Below are 18,667 nucleotides of genomic sequence, written 5' to 3'. Positions count from 1 at the left end.
GCGCGAGAACACTTCATCTGGTCGGCTGGCCAGGGTGTAGAGCAGCCGGTATTCTGTCGGGGTCAGCTGCAGCTCCTCGCCTCCCAGCGTGACGTGGCGTCGGGAACGATCGATCACCAGGTCACCCACGCGATAGTGGTCGGGCTCTATGGCGCGCTGCTGGGATTTCTGGGTCGATCGACGAAGCACCGCCTCGATTCGTGCCTCCAGATCGTAGATGTCAAAGGGCTTGGATACGAAGTCGTCCGCGCCCAGCCGAAGCGCAAGAATCGCGTCGCGCCGGCGGTTGGTGCCGCTGCAGACGATAATCGGGATGTCGCTCTGCGCCTGAGATCGGAGCTCGGAGCAGAGGACCAGGCCGTCCATGTCGGGAAGCATCAAGTCCAAAATAATCAGGTCGGGGCGGGCTTCATCGACCATCGCCTTCGCTTGAGCGCCGCTCTCGGCATTCAGGACCTGATATCCGCTCGACTGGAGCAGATCTTTCAGCATACCGGAGGTCGAAGGATCATCTTCAACGATGAGAATTTGAGCCCGCGTCGCCCGCTTGGAAGCAAGCGCGGTGCCTGCGAGACCGGTTTCCAGTTCCTCAGCCATGGCGTCACCTCACAGTTAACATAATACCCCAATCCCGCACGGAGAGGAACGCCTATGTGTGTTACGGTTCGCGCGCCGGTGCTACAACCGGCGAACGCATTGACCGGCAGGATGCGGGGCGGACAAACCTTCGGACCGCGGAGTCGGTGAATGGACGGGAAGTTGCGGGCTGTTGCTCAGGTGTACTTCGGCATCGTGGGGATCATCGGCCTCATCACGGGAGCCGTCTTGATCGCGCTGCCTGCTTCCACCGAGAGCTATTTTGCCTGGCCCATTGCCCCGGCTCAAACCGCCCTCTTCATGGGCGCCGGCTATCTGGGAACCGGGCTCACGCTGCTCGGGATTCTTGCCTTCGGCCGGAGCTGGTCAGACGCGCGTCTCATCGTTCCGCCAGTCGCCATCTTCGCATTCACCATGATCGGCGCTACGCTGTTGCACAGGGATCGCTTCTTTTGGGATCGGATCGTAACGTGGCTCTGGCTCGGTTTGTATTTCGTGATTCTCGCGGGCGCCGCTGGTGTCGAGCTCGCGCATCGGCATGCAGCGACTGATGACCCGATTATCGCGATGACACGGTGGGAGCGCGCAGCGCTCGTCACCGTCGGGATTTTAACGGCGGCCTGGGCCGTTCCGCTGTACGTCGCGCCGGCGGTGGCCAGCTCATTGTGGCCCTGGACCCTCTCTCCCCTGACGAGCCGGGTCGTGGCGGGCTGGATCGCCGTGGCCGCCGCGCTGGCGTTGACGGGCGGGCTCCTCAACGATGCTCGGAGCCTCCGGCTCCCCCTTCTCGGCTGGTTGATCACGGTGCTGGCGTTTCTGGTGACTTCGGCGGCGAGTATGCCAAAGGCTTCTCGTGCCGGCATGCTCGCGTCGGTCTATTTTGCCGCGCTCGGATTCTTTGTGCTGGGGTCGCTGTGGCTGCTTGCCCGAATCCGGCGACGCCTACCGCACTAGCGCTGGCATCCTGGATCGGATGATCGACGTGGCCGACGCCTACCTTGTGGAATACGTGGCGAACGTCAGCGAGGGTCAGCGGCTCGACGTTGTCCGGCGGATCGCGGACGCGGCGTGCGGGCCCGGCGTATCGGTGCTGGACGTCCATTCGGACCCGGATCACAACCGCTCCGTCATCACGGTCGTTGGGAGCGTGGATGCGATCGAGGCGAGCGCGCTTCGCCTCGCGACGGAGGCGATCACGCAGATCGACCTTCGCCAGCATCGGGGGACGCATCCTCGAATCGGGGCGCTGGATGTCCTCCCCTTCGTTCCCCTGGGCGCCACACCGATGGCGACCTGCGTCGCCCTCGCCCACGATGCCGGCCGCCAGATCGCGGCGACGATGAACGTACCGGTCTATTTCTATGGAGAGGCTGCGTTGCGGGAGGAGCGCCGGCTGCTGGTCAACATCCGGCGCGGGGAATACGAGGGCCTCGCCGCCGCTATTTCCAGCGATCCCTCGCGTTGGCCGGATGCTGGGCCCAGATCGATTGGTCCGGCTGGAGCCGTCGCCGTTGGATCACGCCCTCCGCTCATCGCCATGAACGTCCACCTCTGCACCGAGGACCTCGCCATGGCGCGGGCGATCGCACGCACGATTCGCGCATCAAGCGGTGGCCTGCCCGGGGTGCAGGCGCTCGGCCTCCCTACTTCCCGGCCGGGAATCGTCCAAATCTCGATGAACCTCACGAACTTCGCGGTATCGCCCCCGCACGTTGTGGTCGACGCCATCCGCGGCGAGGCGGCGCGCCGGGGCATCGCGCTGGCTGAGACGGAGCTGGTCGGACTCATACCCGCCGCCGCGGCGCTCGCGGCGGCGGCGAGCTCGCTCGGTCTACTGGCTCTTGACGCCGGGCAGGTCCTCGAGTGGGCTGCGCGCGAGGCGATGGATCGCTAGGCCTGTTGGCCCACCGAGGGCTGGCCGCAACCGTCCGCTAATCCATGCGGTCCCACAGGTGAGCGTTGCGAGACTCTTGGCCCGGGCCCGTGTCGTTGGCTCCCAGGAAATCGTCGGTGAGGGCGTGGACGTTCGCGCGCACCGCCGCAAACGTTACCTGGTAGATCATTGGCATGAGCGGAAGCTCCTCCGCGAGGAATTCCCCAATTTCTCGAAGCACCTGGCCCTGCGCTTCCGGCTCCAACGTGCCGGAGAGCTTGTCGACGAGCGCATCGTACTGAGGGTTCTCGTAGCAGCCGTCCGGCGCTCCTTGGTAGCGCGGCGGGCGAGCACAGTTCCGACTATCGAATCGGGACAGGATGCCCTCGTTGTTGCCCTGGGCCGAATACTCCAGCCCGGGGAAGCTGACGCGATAGGCGCGATCGAAGAGCAGGGAGCCGGGGACCACTTCTTCCTCCACCTGGAACCCAAATTCACGCCAGTCCTGCGCGATGATCCGGGGCTCGTTGCCGGAGCTTCCGCTGCGCAGCGGCAGCGTGATAGGCTCGCCCCGCTGATTGACGAGCTTGCCGTCCGGATCTCGCCGCCACCCAACCGTGGCGAGCTGTTCGAGCGCTGCGCGCGGGCTATAGATGTACCGGGCAAACGGCGTGCCAGCGGCACGGGCTCGGGGGTCGCCGGCCGTCATCAGCGTCGTCGGCTCCGTTCCTGCTACGCCGGGGAGAATCGACTCCCGAAGGGCGTCCCGGTCCACTGCCTGGAGGAGCGCGCGCCGCACGGCGACGTTCTCTCTGAGCTCGGGTATGCGCTGGTAATCCGGATTGAATTGAACGTGGACGAAAAAGAGATTCCCCTGTTTGGAGATGACGGTTCCTTCCCGAGACTTCGCCCATTCATCGCGCAGTTGAAGGGCGACGTCCGTTGCCAGCACGCCCTCACCAACGAGGTCTACGGCGCCGGCCACGAGGGCGGCATAGACGACGTTGCTGTCTGGGACGATTCGGATGCGGATCTCGTCGAGTTTGGGCCGGCCCAGGAAGTAGCCGTCGGAGCGTTGGAAGAGCAAATTCTCTCCGAGGCCAAAGTCCACCAGGCGAAAGGGCCCCAGGTGCACGTAGTCGGTGTTCCAATACGGCAGGCGCATGAAGGCCTCTGGGTCTCCGGTAAACGCCTCGCCGAGCAGGTGGCGGGGGAGCGGCCAGAACTCATTGATGCTAAAGCTGATGGCGTGAAAATATGGCGACTTCCAGGTGATGCGAACCGCGTCGCTGCTTAGCGCCTCGACCGTATCTATCTGCCGCAGCGTGGGGGTGATACGAACATCGAGCTGCGGGTCCGTCGCGACCTGCCACCCGAAGACGATGTCATCGGCAGTGAAGGGGGCGCCATCCTGCCAAGTGACGTCGCGGCGCAGGTGGAAGGTGGTCTGCATGCGCCCATCGGGCATCAGTACGACATCGCCCCCAGACACGGTTGGAAGGTCGCTGGCGAGCCGAGGAATGACGGAGCCCTCGAGGTCAGTCGTGAGCAGACCGACCGAGTGAATTTCGTTCAGTTGACGCGAGCCGCCGCCGGTCGTGGTCACGAATTGCGGGCCGAATCCCTTGTAGCTCGCGAGGGCGGCGATGGTTAGACTCTTCCGTGTCTCCGAACGGGTTGGATCGCCCGAGCGGTCCGGCGACACGTGGGACGGCGAGGCGGAGCTACATGCGGAAAGGAGTAGCGCAAGGACCACTGGATGCACGCGAACGGCTGCATGACGGAACATAGCGCATTCTGACCAACGAACGGAGTGGCCCGCCAGGGCGCTGACCGTATACACCGAGAACCGTGGGAATACAAGCTGCCCCGCGAGCAAGCGCTGACCCCGTCCTGCGCCAATCGATGACCGCATCGTTCTTGCGCCCGCGATTGATCGGGCTGTCGACCTTGACGATCTCTCCAGCGCGGGAGCCGCTCCTATAATCTCCGAGAAGAAGCCAGCCTAGCCATTTCTCCAAACCACAACCCTCTGCCGCGGCAGCCGCACTGCGCCGCCCGCGACCGGCAGATCGAGGTATCCAGTCGGTGGAAATCGGCATAGTCGGGTTGCCCGGATCGGGCAAGACAACGGTCTTCAACGCGCTCGCTCGGGCTCGGGTCCAGGTGGGCACGTTTAGCGGCGCCCAGAGCGCACCGAATCGCGCGGTGGTGAAGGTCCCCGATCGTCGAGTGGACGTGCTGGCGGAGATGTTTCATCCGAAAAGCATTCGCCCGGCGGAAGTCCAGTTCGTCGACGTGGCAGGGCTCGCCAAGGGCGCCGGCCTGGAGAGCGAGGCCGCGGTTCTGGGCCACCTCCGCACCGTCGATGCGTTCCTGGTGGTCATTGCCGCGTTCGATGCCTCGGCGGATGCCGAATCGGCGATCGGCGATCTCGCATCTTTGGAGGGCACGTTCATCCTGGCTGATCTGGACGTCGTCGATCGCCGCGTCGAACGGTTGGAGCGCGAGGTGCGGATGGCGCGCGGCGCTGACCTGGAGCGGCAGACCAAGGCGCGTGAGCTCGAGCTGTTGGTCCGTCTGCGCGCGGCCCTGAATGAGGAGCGCCCCGTTCGGAGCGTGACGTTGAGCGAGGACGATCGGATGGCGCTCCGAGGGTTTGGGCTCCTCAGCGAGAAGCCGCTGATGGCGGTGCTGAACGTTGGCGACGATCAGACCGGCCGGGAAGCGCTGCTGGAGGCTGCGCGGCAGCGGCGACCCGACGTGGACTGGCTGGCGGTGCCCGGTCGGCTCGAGATGGAGCTGGCGGAGCTCGATCCCGAGGAGGCTGCCGAGTTTATGCGCGCCATGGGGGTCGATGAGCTGGCGTCCGGGCCGGTGATCCAGGCCGCCTATCGAATACTCGACCGGATTTCGTTTCTCACGGCAGGGCCCGACGAGGTGCGCGCCTGGACAATACGGCGTGGAGCCACCGCCCTCGACGCCGCGGCTGCCATCCACACGGACCTCGCCCGCGGCTTCATCCGCGCGGAGGTCGTCACCTACGATGACCTCGTCGAGGCCGGGAGCTTTGCGGAGGCGCGCCGTCGGGGACGGCTCCGCTCAGAGGGGCGCGCCTACGTCGTCCAAGACGGCGATGTGATCAACATTCTCTTCAACGTGTGATCGACTCGCCGGCGTGCACGGGAAGGTCCACAGCGGGGGCGGGTGTGGGCAGCGCCCCATTGCCGCCCGACGCCTGACCGCCCGTCTGCTCGGATGAGTCTCGACCGTCGGGGGCGGCGGCCTCCAGGTGGAACTGCGCAACGGAGTCGTGCAGGCTTCGGGCCATCTGGCTGAGCGTTTGGGCGAGAGCAGCCACGCCCTGCGCCTGCGCGTTGACTTCCTCGGCGGCGGCGGATACCTGTTCGGCCGCGGCGCTGTTGTCCTCGCTGATGGTTGCGATGTTCTCGACTGATCGCCCGACCTCAGCCGACGCAGCCGCCATGCGCTCCGCGGCCGCCGCGTTCTGTTCGACAATCTGTGACACGACCCGCATGGCTTCGAGCAGCTCACCGGAGGAATCGGCGATCTGCTGCGCCGTTGTCGAAATCTCTTGCGCGCGTCGGCTCGCGACCTCCGTGGCCTCGCGGCTCGATGCGAGGGCCGACCGAAGCTCCGTTGCCCGGCCGACTCCTGCTTGGACCTCTCGCTGCGCTTCATCCGTCGCGCCAACGGCCTGGACCACAGTGTCTTCGATCCCGCGCACGAGCTGGCCGATTTCGCGCGTGGCCGCGCTCGCGCGCTCCGCGAGATTCCGCACCTCCTCGGCGACGACGGCGAAGCCCCGTCCGTGTTCACCGGCCCGAGCCGCCTCGATTGCCGCGTTCAGCGCCAGCAGCGTCGTCCGGTCGGCGATGTCGTCGATGGTCTCGACGATCACGCCGATCTCCTGTGAGGCCGCTCCCATCTCTTTTACCCGCTGAGCCGACGCCTCGACTTTGTCTGCGATCCGCGCCATTCCCTCGATCGATTGATCGACCGTCTCGGCGCCAGTGCGCGCCGCCTGGGTGGAGTCGATAGCCGACTGCGTGCTGGCCTGCGCATGCTCCGCGACCTGCCCAATGGACGCGGTGATTCGCTCGCTGATCGCGCGTGAGGTCGCAACGGCGGTCGCCTGGTCTCGTGCGCCGCGCGCGAGCTCGTCGATCGCACGAGACATCTCGTCGATGGAGAGCGCGGTGCGCGAAACGCCCGCGGACTGCTGTTCGGCTCCATGGGCGACCTGTTGCGTAGCGGACGCGATCTGGCTCGTTGCGTGCTCGGCCTGATCCGCGGCGGCCGCCAGATGCATGGAGGCCGAGTTGACCGTCGCGGCGTGGCTCCCGACCTGACCCACCAGCGTGCGCAGGCCCAGCAGCATTTGCTCGAAGGACGTTCCCGTTTCTCGCAGCCGCTGGATCATCTCGTTGAAACCGATGGCCAGGGCTCCGAGCTCATCGCGGGACTCGACCGCTAGCGGCTGCGCACTCATGCCCACCGTTGCGGTGAGGTCTCCGCTGGCCACCGCGGCCGTGGCGGCGGCCAGTGATTCGAGATCGGTGCGAACGATGTGGCTCGAGGCGCGCTGGAGCGAGGAGATCGCCTTCAACACGACGATGTAGAAGCCGACCACGAGGTAGGCGACGATCAGCAGGAGCACGATGGCGATGGCGATGGACTGGGAGCGCCGCGCGTCCAGGCGATCGATCCGAGCCTGGAGCACTGCGTCGAGGTTTGCCACGTCCATGTCCCACTGGCGTCCGCCAGCGTCGAGAGCGGCCTGACTAACCGCCGAGATCGCATTGCTTCCGGTATCGCCTGTGCCCGATGCGGCGACGCCGGCTGAGTACCCAGCGGCGTTCGGCGCAGCGGGCGCGTCGGTGGGCGCTGCCTGCAACCCGACGGCTCGCTCGGCCACCTGATCGACGCGCCGGAGGAAGGCGTCCGTGGCCGATCCGTAGCTCTCGAGCTGGGTCTGGATGTCGGAATTGATGGTGTGCGCCGGATTGTTGCCAAGCGCGATTCCCACCCCGCGCTTCAAGGTATCGACGTTGGATCGGACCTGGCCCGATAGGATCGGAACGTTCGCGCGCTCCTCCGGGCTGATGTGCTGGTGACGGATCGCGTTGTCGCCGATAAAGGCGAGCTGGGAGAGGAGCGCTTGCGTCGTGGGGAGCACGACGACGGCGTTGTACATTAAGTAATAGCTGTCGAGGTCCGGGTCGAGGATCAGGCCGGACGAGTCGCCGACGGCCACGATGAGCGAGTCAATGTCCATGATGAAGGCGGTGCGCCGAGAATCGGTGAGCGCCGACAGATCCGTGTCACGCCCGGGGTTCTTGAGGTCGCGCCAGGTATCCTTCAACGCCGCCAGCTTGGCCGTGATCGCGGGGCTCAGATTCACATCTCGATCGACCGATTCGACGCCTTGGAGGTCCTGGTCGATCGCCGCCTGCAAGCGGAGCATCTCCTCCTGCACGGGCTCGTCGTGGACGTAATACGCGTGGGCGACGATCTTCTCGGTGGCCGCCGTGTCGAGCGCCTGGCTCAGCGGCCGCAGGTAGCGCGTTCCTTGCATCTCCTTGCGCGCCACGGCGATATCGATGCCCATCTGCGAGGCTAGCAAGTAGATGAACAGGATCAATGGGAGGACGAACAGGGCGCTGATCAAGATGAACCGCTGACGAAACGTCAATCGGTTCATGAGGGCAATGGCTGGATCGAAGAACCGGATCATCTATGCGCTCCGGACTCATTCCGACGATAGAAGCCGTAGTGAAGAGGCGTCAAACCGGGGATCTCCCGGTCAGCGAGGGACTCGGTGGCGCCGAGGAATAAAACGCCGCCCGGCCGCAGCGCCTCGGCGAGCGCGCGGCAGATCTCGTATCGGGCGTCTACGGTGAAGTAGATCAAAACGTTCCGGCACGCGATGAGGTCGATCCCGATGGGGGCTGGATCCTTGAATAGGTCGTGGCGATTGTAGGTGATCATTCGCCGCGCGTGATCGTTCACCCACCAACGCCCCTGTTCGTCGCGATGAAGATGCCGCTGGCGCCTCGCCGAGCTCACGTTGCGCACGTCCTTCTCTGAATACGGCCCGCCGGAGCGGGCGCGCGAAAGAGCCACATTGTCGATATCTGTGGCGAGGATGCGGTGCGCCAATCCGTCCCCCCGCTCCGCAAGGAGGACCGCCAGGGAGTAGGCCTCGTGTCCGGCCGAGCATCCTGCGCTCCAAACGTGTGCGCGTCGCCCGTGGGAGAGGAGCGCCGGCAAGATCGTCCGCTCGAGGTAATCGAACTGTTCGGGGTCGCGAAAAAACTCCGACACGTTGATGGCAAACCGATGCACGAACGCTTCCCGCTCGGCGGGGTCGTCGTCGAGCAGCTGGGCATACTGCCGCAGATCGCCTGCGCTGCTCCGATGCGCCATGCTTCGGAGCCGTCGTCGAAGCTGATCGGGACGATAGGACGCCAGATCGATCCCGAACAGGCGAAGAGCCTTGTTGAGGATCAGCTCGTAATCGGCGTCTTCCCGATCGCTGGCCGGCGGAGCGATTTGCGCCCCTGCCCGTTGCTCCATGCCGTCGCTGCCTCCGCAATCTGGTCGAGGGGAACGATCTGGTCGGTGCATTGCTGTTCGATGACGGCGCGGGGCATCCCGAATACGACGCACGTCGACGGGTGTTCGGCGATTACCGTGCCGCCGCAAGCTTTGACGGCCGCGGCGCCGCGCGCTCCGTCCGATCCCATGCCCGTGAGCACCACGGCCAGGATTCGCCTCGCGTAGCGCGGCGCCGCGCTTTCGAGCGTGACGTCCAGTGAGGGACGCACGCCATGGACTGGCTGGCCTTTGTGAAGGTGAACGCGAGCCTCCGGGGAAACGGTCAAGTGATAATCCCCCGGCGCCATGAAGGCGACGCCAGGCACGAGGAGATCTCCCTCCTGCGCTTCGCGTACCGCGATCTGGCCCTCCCCATCGAGGCGCTGGGCGAGGGAGCGCGTGAACGTATGCGGCATGTGCTGAATGATGATCACCGCCGCGGGGAGGCTCCGGGAGAAGTGAGGGATGACGGCGCGAAGAGCGCTCGGTCCGCCGGTCGAGGCGCCGATGACGATCAACTGGCGCGCCGCCGCGGGAGGCCAGGCCGCATCGCTGGCCCCGTGGGCGACTACACCCGGGGTTCGCGAATTCTTTTGCCTCCCGTCGGTCCGCCCCGCCGGCCCGCCCTCGTCCGCGCCACGGCCGGCCTGCATCGGGCTGCCAGCGGCTCTGCGGACGGCTGCGACCAGCTCGCCCCCCAACCGGGCCTGCTCCCCGCGCACGCCTGACTCCGGCTTGGCGACGAACTCGACCGCCCCCAGGGCCAGGCCGCGGATCGCGGTGTTCATCCGGTCTTCGCCGGCCTCGCTGACCACCACAACGGGCATGGCGTGCTCCGCCATGATGGACGCGATGGTCGCGATGCCCTCGCCGTTCGGCATGAGCGCATCGACAGTGACGACGTCCGGGTGCAGCGCGCGAACCATCTCGAGGGCTGCATCGCGGTTTCTCGCCACACCGACCACGCGCAGATCGTCCGTCGCCTCCAGGTGCTGAGCAACGATGTGGCACATCACCACGGAGCTGTCGACGATCAGCACGGACACGCGCGGCGCTTGACTCACGTCAGCAGGCTTTCAACTGCCTGGAGCACGCGCGCGTCGTCAAATGGCTTGACGACGAAATCGCGCGCGCCGCCTTTGATGGCCTGTGTCACGACCGCTTGCTGTCCCGTTGCCGTCAGCATCGCGACGCGCGCGCCCGGATCGAACTTTCGGATCTCGGCGAGCGCCTCGAGGCCGTCCATCTTGGGCATGGTCACGTCGAGCAGCACGGCATCGGGCCGATTCGCCTTGTAGACTTCCACGGCCTCCTGTCCATCGCCGGCTTCGACGACTTCGTGGCCGGCCTGCTGGAGCAGGTTGCGGCACTTCATGCGCATGAACTGCGCGTCATCGACTACGAGAATCTTGGCCATCAAGTCTGCCCTCCAGCGGGAATGGTGATGCGGGGTTGCGGCGCGCGAGCGGCGGGTCCACATTCGGTGGTCGCGGCCGATGCCCTCGCGGCGCGACCGAATTTCGCGTTGGTGATCACTGGTTGTTCCTCAGCGTGTCCACGAGGTGCTGAAGCTGGCTCGGGTCTGGCACCACGAGAAAATAGCCGCCGATTCCTTCGGGGTCCTCGGCGATGACCGTTTCGATCAGCAGGACGGAGTCCGATTCAGAGCCCAGGTCTGCCAACCGCCTATCGAGCAGCGCGCGCGCTGGTGCTTCCTCGACGATCGGCGTGGAGGGAACGAACAATGCGCCCGCCAGATCGGCGATCGAGCCGGCAAAAAAGGCGCCCATGACGTTCCCGACTTCGGCAAGTGCCGATCGGCTCATGTCGTCGAGACCTCGAGTCGTGCCGCGGGGCTGTCCGAGCAGCAGATCAACGAGCTCGCGCGCGTGGTCTGGATCGAAGAGCAGAATGACCCGTGCACTCCAATCACCTCCCAGCGTCAGGGAGATCCCGACCACGGATTCCTCGCCCGCTGAAATTCGATCCGCGATCTGCTCGGAGGGAAGAATGGATACGCGCAAAGCGCGGACTTGAACGGGCCTGCCGATCATTCCCGAAATGCCCGAGGCGGCATGAGCAAGCCCGAGCTGCACGGCGCGCTCGAGGATCTCCTGGTCCGTCGCGGTCAGCAAGATGGTCACGCTCTGTGCACCCTCTCCGGCTTCACGCGGTGCGGGTCCCCGGGGCGGCCGGGACGTCGGCGGAACCTGGCGCGTCGTAGGTGAGGGCGCTACCCGCCAGCAGACCGGCGATATTGAGAATCGGACACACGCGGCCGTCGACGAGGATCGTGGCGCCTGCCATCCCGCGGGTCTGGCCCAGAAACGTTCCGACCTGTTTGATCACCACGTCTTGCTCCCCCAACAGCCGCTCTACGACGATCCCAATCCGTCTTCCGGCGGTGTGGACCGCGACAGCCGTGACGGCATCGGCGTTTCGATCTTGCCGCGGGCCGTCGATCAGCTCATCGAGCCACACGAGCGGCAACATCTCACCGTGCAGCTCGGTGGCCGGGCGTCGTCCGACTGATTGAATCTCGTGCCGGGCGACCCGAACCACCTCGGCCACGGCGGTCAATGGTATCGCGTACGCGCGATCGCACGCGGTCACGAGCAGCCCGCGAATGATGGCCAGCGTGAGAGGAAGCCGGATCGTGAAGTGTGCGCCGCGTCCCGGTTCGCTCTCCAGCGCGATGGAGCCGTTGACCCGTTCGATTCGGGATCGAACGATGTCCATACCCACTCCTCGCCCCGAGACTTCCGTAATCGATGAGGCCGTCGAAAATCCGGGAACGAAGATCAGGTCAAGAAGCTCGCGCGCCGGCAGTGCATCTGCTGAATCGGGTGCGATCAGGCCGCGGGCGATGGCGATCTCACGCACGCGCGCCGTATCCACGCCAGCGCCATCGTCAGACACGTCGATCAGAATCTGATTCCCGTCGTGACGGGCTGCGATGGAGATGATTCCAGCCGGCGACTTGCCCTGTCGCCGCCGCTCGTCCGGCGTCTCAATCCCATGGTCCACGGAATTGCGGACGAGGTGCACGAGGGGGTCGGCCAACTCCTCGACGACGGCGCGGTCCAGCTCGGTTTCTTCTCCCGAGATTCGCAGCTCCACCTCCTTACCCTCCGCCTGGGCGACGTCGCGCACGACCCGGGGAAGCCTGCGCAACACGCTCGAGACCGGCACCATTCGGCTCTTCAACACTTCGTCGCGGAGGTCGTCAAGGGTGCGATGGAGGTGCAGGCAGACGTCCTCGATCTGGCCCCCGAGCGGTCCCGCCGCGGCCGAAGCCCGCCAGCGCTCCACGATCTCTTCGATGCGCGCCCGGTCGATCACCAGCTCGCCGACGAGGTTCATGAGGACGTCAAGCTGGTCGACGCCGATGCGAATGGAGCCGCCCGCCCGATTGGCTCCGTCGTGCTCGTCGGCGTGCGCAGTTTCGATAGTCGGCTGCGGCGGCTGGAACGTCTCAGGCGCGCCGGCGTCCAATGTGGGCCGCGGACCGGCGGACGCGTCGGGCGCAGCCCGTCGCTCGGCGACCTCGGCCGCTGGCGCTTCCGGCGAAGCCGCCGCCTCCTGCGGAGGCCCGCTGCAGATCTCCGTCAGTTGGCGGATGGCGGCGTCGACACCCGGCGCGTCGAATGCGGGATCGTTGGCCCGGGCGAGCATCTGCCGGAGGAGGTCGCAGCTCGTGAACAGAGCATCAGCGAGCGGAAGGGTGATGGAAAGCTGCCCGCCGCGGAGGCGGTCCAACAGTGATTCCATCGCGTGGGTGAGTCGAGTCATCGCGTCGAGCCCGACGGCAGCGGAGGAGCCCTTGATGGTGTGGGCGAGCCGGAAGGTCTCGCGAAGCAGGTCCCTATCCCCCTCGGTTTGCTCGAGCTGAAGGATCGCGGCGTCCAGCGCCTCGATCTGCTCGCGCGTCTCCTCGAGAAAGAGCTCCCACTCCTCCTCGGTGATCCCGGCGGGCGCGCTCATGGTGGCGGGAGCTGCGGGTCGAGGGTGGCCAGGGCTTTGCTCTGGGCGGCCGTCAGCACGCGATCGACGTCCAGAACGACGACCAGGGACTCTCCCAGGGCTGCCACGCCGCGCATGTAGGCCGTCTCCACTCGCGACACGACTCGCGATGGAGGTTCGAGCGACGAAGATGGGAGCCGGACGACCTGGGTCACTGCGTCGACGATGGCGCCGAGCAGCTGTCCGCCGAATTCGACGATCAAGATGCGGCTGCGCCGGGTGATTTCCCCGGGAGGAAATCCGAGCAACCGGCGCAGGTCCACGACCGGGAGCACGCGGCCGCGAAGGTTGGTCATCCCCTCAACAAAATCCGGCGCGCGGGGAATTGGCGCGATGTCCTGCCGGCGGATGATCTCGCGCACGTGGCCGATGTCCGCCGCGTACGACTCACCCGCCAGCTCGAAACAGACGACGGGGAGCTCGTCAACGCCGGACGGAGCGGTCACGACTCGCATCCGCCACGGACAGCGTGCTGGGTCGCCTGCGCGAGGGGCAGCACACGTCAGGCGCGAGAGGCCGCGAGGCCGAGAGCCTGCTGGGCCTGACGCATGGTCACGGTCACGGCGATGTCGAAAATGCGCTTCTGGATGAAGATGTCGAGTAGCTCCGAGTCGATGTGATTCGCCTGTGCTTCCTGGGACAGGATGTCGAGCGCCTTGTCCACGGGAACCGCGCGCTTGTACGGTCGATCGGCTGCCGTGAGCGCATCGTAAATATCCGCGATGGTCATCATGCGCGACTGCAGCGGAATCTCGTTCTCCTTGAGGCCGTTCGGGTAGCCGGACCCATCGAGCTTCTCGTGATGCGCCCCGGCGATCAGCGGGAGCTGCTTGAGCTGGCGCGTCCACGGCATAAGGGAGAGGAAGCGATACGTGTGGGAGACGTGGGACTCGATCTCGACCCGCTCTTCTTCCGTGAGCGAGCCGCGACGAACCGAGAGGGCCAGGAGCTCCGGCTCTTCCAGCATCGGGCGCTCGTTGCCCTCAACGTCCATATATGTGCGCGTGGCGATCTCCTCCAATTGGCCCACCGCCTCCTGTGCAAGAACGGTCGGCTCGTTGGCGGCGACGATGGTGGCGAGATCTTCGTCGAGCTGCTGAATGCGTCGGCGATAGTCGGCATCCAGGGGCCCAATCGCCGCGAGAAACGCCGCGCGGTCGCGCTCCAGGGCAATCGCAAGCTGGCGGCGGTTGTGCTCCGCCTCGAGCGCTTTGCGCACATAGCCGAAGCGCAGGCGGATCACCTCGAGCTGCGGATCGAAGAGCTTCTTCGCCTTGACCAGAACGTGCTCGCGGACCCCGATCTTTCCGAAGTCGTGCAGCAACCCCGCGTACCGGATCTCGCGGATCTGTTCGTCGGTGAAGTGCGCCTCGCGCCATCGCCCAACCCCTATGTCGCTCACGGCCTGGGCAATGCCGACGGTTAGCTCGGCCACGCGCTCCGAATGGCCGGAGGTTGTGGGGTCTCGAGCCTCAATCGCCGTCACCGACGCGCGGACGAACCCCTCGAACAGTCGCTCGATGTTTTGAATGAGAAGCTGATTGTTGAGCGCAACGGCCGCCTGCCCCGCGAACGCGTCCAGCACCTCCTCCGCTTGGTGGGGAAACGGCGTCACCTCGCGCTCGGCCACCTCTGCCGAGGAGAGCTTGACGTCGAGCGACGGCTTGTGGTTGATGAGCTGAATCACGCCGATAATGTCGCCTTCGTGGTTACGCATCGGCACGGCAAGCATCGATTTGGTTCGATATCCCATGCGCTCGTCGAAGGCGCGATTGAACCCGTACGGCGCGTCGTCCGGCAGGTGGTAGACGTCGGCGATGTTGAGGGTCTCGCCGGTGAGCGCGGCGTACCCCGCGATGCTTCGGTCGGTCAAGGGCATCGTGGAGCGCTGATAACTGGCAGTGATGGAATCATTCTGGGCGATCTCGAACCGAAGAATCGGTTGCTTGTCTTGGTCCTCGTCGACGAGATACAGGCTACCAGCGTCCGCGACCGTCATTTCCCGGCACCGCTGAAGGATCAGGTTCTGGAGCCGGGCGATGTCGCGCTCGGCGGAGAGAGCGGTCCCGACCTCAAAGAGGCTCCGCGCCTCCGCGTCTTTGAGCGCCGCGAGCCTCCGCGCGGCCTCCAGCTCGGCTCGCATGGACAGAGCGGTGAGCGCGGACCGGACCGCGGTGACGAGCGCGGGGATGCTAATCGGTGGCGAGATCCAGGCCTGGGGGGCGAAAGCATCGTCCTCGGTCAGATCGACGAGCTCCTCGCGCGGCGCGCCAACAATAACGAGAGCGGCGCCGGCCTTCTCGACTCGTCGGAACAGCGCAACCGCGTCGTCCCGACCTTCCGGAAGGGCCTCCGACGGCGCGATGAGGGCGACGAACGATGGACCCGAGGACTCGGCGTCGCGAAACGCGGCCCCTACCGCGGCCTCAGGATTGGCAAGGGCAGCGATGGGAGCGCGATGCACGGCCAGGCCCCGCTCGGCGAGCAGCTTTGCGAACTTCTCGGGCAGCACATCGCCGACTGCAACGACCGTTCCCCGAACCCTGGGTGTCTCCGCTGCGCTGCGACTCATGGCTCTTGCCTTCCCTCTGCCCCCCTCGACCTGCAATCGAGCGAACGCCGACGCGTGAGTATACTGCGCGAATTTACATCCGCCGGCTGTGACGCGCATGTGTCGTCCAGTGTGAGGTGTATCACAGCAGCGGCGCGGTCATTTTGCGATGGAAGTCCTAATCTGGCGACGTTCCAGCGACCTCGAGGAGACGGCGGGCGATCTGATCGGCGCCGTCGCGGGGAACCGGCTCCCACGGCGTGGTCAGGTGGATCGCTTCCTGGATCGCGGGGCCAAGGCGCCCCGCGAAGAGGTCGTCGTTGGATACGAAGACCGCGCGCCCCATTGCGTGCATGGCGGGAACGAGGATCTGCTCTTCCGCGAACCCCGGACGCGTGCTGTAGACCATCGGCACGCGGTTGGCCAGACAATCGGCCACGGTTCCATATCCCGGCTTCATGATCACGACGTCGCACGCCGCAAGCACATCGTGATACGGGATCCGATCGTCGGTGCACACGACCACGTTGTCGGGCGGGCGCGAGGCGGGCTCTGACGTGAGGACGAAGATCGCTTCCGGCGTGTTCGCGAGGGCCGAAAGGTCGAGGCTGCGTAACCCCATGCCGCCGAAGCTGACGAGCGCCAGCGGCCGCGCGTCGGCCCGAGTGATCTTCTGCCGCGTGACATCACGATCCGCGTCGGAGATGTGCGCGATGAGGGGCGCGTCTTCGATGCGGCGAAACGCGCGCATCTCGTCGTGCATCGGTAGCCGCAAGAGGAGATCGGCCCGCTGCTCGCTCCGTTCGATCGATGCCACGATCTCCGCGATTTCGGGCCGATCGCTGCCCATGTTTCGGTAGATCCAGCTCCAGTTGAAATTTCCGATGGCCACGCTCGGGACGCCGAGCGTGGATGCGACGTCGAAGGCGAGCGGCGGAATGTCGGAGACGACGAGGCGGGGCTGCAGGCCGGCCAGTGCCTCGCACTCCGCCGTGGCCAGCCCCGGTCGAGCTCGCTCAAAGGCAAGCGCCCGGTCTACGGTCTCGTCGATGCACGGCGTGAGGCTGTCGACCTGGACGATCCCGACGTCCGTTTGTACCCGGACGCACTCGGCGGTGGAGGGGTAGAGCCACGACGGTGTCGCGGTCCGAACCATGATCGGACACGCGGGAGCCAGGCGTTGGACCGCGCGCAGCATCTGTCCGGTCCGTGCTCCGTGACCGAACCCGTGGCCAGACGTGTACGCGATGATGGGGCCCGTCCGTCTCATGACTTGCCGGGCGCGGCGTGGGCGATTTCGGACATGCTGAGCCGCTCGACCCACACGGCAATGACTCCGCCCGCCGTGACCGGAATGTACTGGAGGACGTGATACAGGAGGGCGAGCGCGAATGCCTGCGAGTTGTCCACGCCGAAAATCTGTGTGAGGCTGACGCTAAATCCCCATTCCATCGCGCCGACGAAGCCTGGACTCGACGGCAGGGTGAGCGCGATGGTGAGCACCAGAAGGACGACAAACGACTGAAACATGGAGAGCGACATGCCAAACATCAGAAACATGAAATAGATCCCCAGGGCGTAAGTGATCCAGAGGCCGAAGGAGATCATGGCCGCGGCGAGGAGCAACGGTGCGCTCCGGAACACGCCGAGCCCGGCGACGAAAGTCTGGAGGACGCGCAGCGCGGGCGCCTTGACGCGAGACGGGAGCGGCCCGAGAACGCGTGTCGCCAGGGCGACGGTCGTCGATTCTCGCACCAGAAGGCCCACGAGGAGGACGAGCGTCACGATGTAGATGCCGGCGGCGACATAGCCGGCCCCGCTCACAATGTCCGGAAGCGGCTGGCGAAGGATTACTACGATGAAGAGCGCGGACACGGTGAGCCCGTCGAGCACCCGATCGATCACGACCGTGGCGAGCGAGGTGCTGTAGGGAATCTCGGCGAGGCGCGCCCCCGCGTACGCGCGCACGAATTCACCCGCGCGGGCCGGGAGGACGTTGTTGGCCATGAGCCCGATCATCGTCGCGGAGTTCAGCTTGAGAAACGACGATCGTTTCAAGGGGAGGAGCAGGATCTGCCATTTCAGCGCGCGCAGCAGGGCCTCCACGATGACGAGCGCCACCGATGGGACGACGTATGCGCCGTTGACTGACTGCGTGTAGATCCACGCCTGGCGAAGGTCGACGTCGCGCAGGGAGAGCCAAAGCAGGAGCGCACTGACGGCGACGCCGAGCCACACTTTGCGGTTCACGGATGCGTCCTCCGTGCCTGGTGTTGCGCCTCGGCACACAGGACACGCGGCAAACGACGATACGGTCTGAAAGTGGAATGGGCGCGAGATGAGGCCCTTGGGCCCGCGGCCAGCGGACAACGTGCTCGGCTGGCTCGGATTGTATCGATCCGGCGATGACTGTTCAAGCTCGCCTCGCATGTCCCGGGGAGAACGCGCCGGCCGCCGAGAGCGAGCGATTCGGTGGTTCCCTTATAAGCTGGCATTCACACCGCGCAGTGCGCAAAGCCTTCAATCGCCTGCGATTCGAAGGAGAAAAACATTACAGAGCGCCCCGTTACTCCGTGTCACGTTGTCACAGTTTTTGATAAGCGGTCAACTTCCCTTGACATCAGCGCTCGTAGCCCTTTAGTCTGTAGCCGCTGCGCGAGGGGCAGCTTATAAGTCCTGATATATGGGCCCTCGCAATCCTGTGCAGGGGGAGTACCGACAACTCCAAACGCCGTTTCTCCGTTGTGGAGGCGGAGATCGGGGGAGCACCCAGTTCCTTGGCCGTCGGTCGCTACTGCGCGATCGCGCGGTTTGGACGATCCCCTAGCTCCTAATGATCTTGTCGGCCCGTGCTCGTCGGCAGTCGCCGGAGGCCGTCTCCGGCACGGCGTCCTCTCCATGGCGCCCCAATCCTTCACCCGCTCCCCCACACTCATTCGGTTCGCGCCACTCTCCACTGCACGATTGGTCGGCGACGTTGCCGGTCCACGCGTGAAAACCTC

15 protein-coding genes are annotated in these 18,667 nt (G+C 65.7%); 3 read left to right on the top strand and 12 right to left on the bottom strand.

What is annotated here, in order from left to right:
• Nucleotides 1-597 (bottom strand): response regulator transcription factor (locus tag VFC51_11440; protein ID HZT07636.1); only part of this gene is annotated, 597 nt, incomplete at its 3' end.
• 150 nt (nt 598-747) lie between these two features.
• Here VFC51_11440 and VFC51_11435 point away from each other — a divergent pair.
• Both VFC51_11435 and ftcD read left to right on the top strand, forming a co-directional pair.
• Nucleotides 748-1,551, top strand: a complete 804-nt coding sequence (locus tag VFC51_11435) for a hypothetical protein (GenBank protein ID HZT07635.1) — start codon at nt 748-750, stop codon at nt 1,549-1,551.
• 28 nt (nt 1,552-1,579) lie between these two features.
• Complete coding sequence (gene ftcD, locus VFC51_11430; GenBank protein ID HZT07634.1) at nt 1,580-2,491, top strand: glutamate formimidoyltransferase; 912 nt, start codon at nt 1,580-1,582, stop codon at nt 2,489-2,491.
• A 37-nt stretch (nt 2,492-2,528) separates the two neighbouring features.
• On the opposite strand, the gene VFC51_11425 is transcribed toward ftcD, so the two are convergent.
• Nucleotides 2,529-4,175 carry an ABC transporter substrate-binding protein gene (locus tag VFC51_11425; GenBank protein ID HZT07633.1) on the bottom strand — a complete coding sequence of 549 codons (1,647 nt, stop codon included), beginning with the start codon at nt 4,173-4,175 and terminating at the stop codon, nt 2,529-2,531.
• Between the two features lie 383 nt (nt 4,176-4,558).
• On the opposite strand from VFC51_11425, the gene VFC51_11420 reads away from it, so the two are divergent.
• Nucleotides 4,559-5,635, top strand: coding sequence for a DUF933 domain-containing protein (locus VFC51_11420; protein ID HZT07632.1), 1,077 nt, complete (start codon nt 4,559-4,561; stop codon nt 5,633-5,635).
• Here VFC51_11420 and VFC51_11415 read toward each other — a convergent pair.
• The 10 genes from VFC51_11415 to VFC51_11370 form a co-directional block, all read right to left on the bottom strand.
• Entirely contained in the window at nt 5,625-8,228 is a 2,604-nt protein-coding gene (locus VFC51_11415; protein ID HZT07631.1) for a methyl-accepting chemotaxis protein, read from the bottom strand. The two genes, VFC51_11420 and VFC51_11415, sit on opposite strands and share 11 nt — an antisense overlap.
• Nucleotides 8,225-9,070, bottom strand: coding sequence for a protein-glutamate O-methyltransferase CheR (locus tag VFC51_11410; protein ID HZT07630.1), 846 nt, complete (start codon nt 9,068-9,070; stop codon nt 8,225-8,227). Before VFC51_11410 ends, VFC51_11415 begins: the two co-directional genes overlap by 4 nt.
• The gene (gene cheB / locus VFC51_11405) at nt 9,001-10,155 is read right to left on the bottom strand and encodes a chemotaxis-specific protein-glutamate methyltransferase CheB (GenBank protein ID HZT07629.1); all 1,155 of its coding nucleotides are present in this window, start codon (nt 10,153-10,155) and stop codon (nt 9,001-9,003) included. The genes VFC51_11410 and cheB overlap by 70 nt, the downstream gene beginning before the upstream one ends.
• Complete coding sequence (locus tag VFC51_11400; protein ID HZT07628.1) at nt 10,152-10,508, bottom strand: response regulator; 357 nt, start codon at nt 10,506-10,508, stop codon at nt 10,152-10,154. Before VFC51_11400 ends, cheB begins: the two co-directional genes overlap by 4 nt.
• A gap of 115 nt (nt 10,509-10,623) precedes the next feature.
• Nucleotides 10,624-11,235, bottom strand: a complete 612-nt coding sequence (locus VFC51_11395; GenBank protein ID HZT07627.1) for a chemotaxis protein CheC — start codon at nt 11,233-11,235, stop codon at nt 10,624-10,626.
• Between the two features lie 22 nt (nt 11,236-11,257).
• Nucleotides 11,258-13,075 (bottom strand): chemotaxis protein CheA, encoded by a 1,818-nt coding sequence (locus VFC51_11390; GenBank protein ID HZT07626.1) that lies wholly within the window; start codon nt 13,073-13,075, stop codon nt 11,258-11,260.
• Complete coding sequence (locus VFC51_11385) at nt 13,072-13,560, bottom strand: chemotaxis protein CheW (GenBank protein HZT07625.1); 489 nt, start codon at nt 13,558-13,560, stop codon at nt 13,072-13,074. Before VFC51_11385 ends, VFC51_11390 begins: the two co-directional genes overlap by 4 nt.
• A 56-nt stretch (nt 13,561-13,616) precedes the next feature.
• Nucleotides 13,617-15,686 (bottom strand): HD domain-containing phosphohydrolase, encoded by a 2,070-nt coding sequence (locus VFC51_11380; protein HZT07624.1) that lies wholly within the window; start codon nt 15,684-15,686, stop codon nt 13,617-13,619.
• Nucleotides 15,687-15,843: 157 nt separating this feature from the next.
• Nucleotides 15,844-16,935 carry a hypothetical protein gene (locus VFC51_11375; GenBank protein ID HZT07623.1) on the bottom strand — a complete coding sequence of 364 codons (1,092 nt, stop codon included), beginning with the start codon at nt 16,933-16,935 and terminating at the stop codon, nt 15,844-15,846.
• On the bottom strand, nt 16,932-17,915 hold the full coding sequence (locus VFC51_11370; protein ID HZT07622.1) for a lysylphosphatidylglycerol synthase transmembrane domain-containing protein: 984 nt from the start codon (nt 17,913-17,915) through the stop codon (nt 16,932-16,934). Before VFC51_11370 ends, VFC51_11375 begins: the two co-directional genes overlap by 4 nt.
• Nucleotides 17,916-18,667 lie beyond the last annotated feature (752 nt).

The organism is Chloroflexota bacterium (assembly GCA_035652535.1).
In the GTDB taxonomy this organism is placed as follows: domain Bacteria; phylum Chloroflexota; class UBA6077; order UBA6077; family SHYK01; genus DASRDP01.
This window is presented reverse-complemented; position numbering and strand designations above follow the sequence as displayed.

What these genes read in the sequence shown, in the direction of transcription:
- VFC51_11435 (HZT07635.1), top strand. Translation starts at nt 748, where the DNA reads ATGGACGGGAAGTTGCGGGCTGTTGCTCAGGTGTACTTCGGCATCGTG.
- VFC51_11400 (HZT07628.1), bottom strand. Translation starts at nt 10,508, where the DNA reads ATGGCCAAGATTCTCGTAGTCGATGACGCGCAGTTCATGCGCATGAAG.
- VFC51_11380 (HZT07624.1), bottom strand. Translation starts at nt 15,686, where the DNA reads ATGAGTCGCAGCGCAGCGGAGACACCCAGGGTTCGGGGAACGGTCGTT.
- VFC51_11410 (HZT07630.1), bottom strand. Translation starts at nt 9,070, where the DNA reads ATGGAGCAACGGGCAGGGGCGCAAATCGCTCCGCCGGCCAGCGATCGG.
- VFC51_11415 (HZT07631.1), bottom strand. Translation starts at nt 8,228, where the DNA reads ATGATCCGGTTCTTCGATCCAGCCATTGCCCTCATGAACCGATTGACG.
- VFC51_11390 (HZT07626.1), bottom strand. Translation starts at nt 13,075, where the DNA reads ATGAGCGCGCCCGCCGGGATCACCGAGGAGGAGTGGGAGCTCTTTCTC.
- VFC51_11375 (HZT07623.1), bottom strand. Translation starts at nt 16,935, where the DNA reads ATGAGACGGACGGGCCCCATCATCGCGTACACGTCTGGCCACGGGTTC.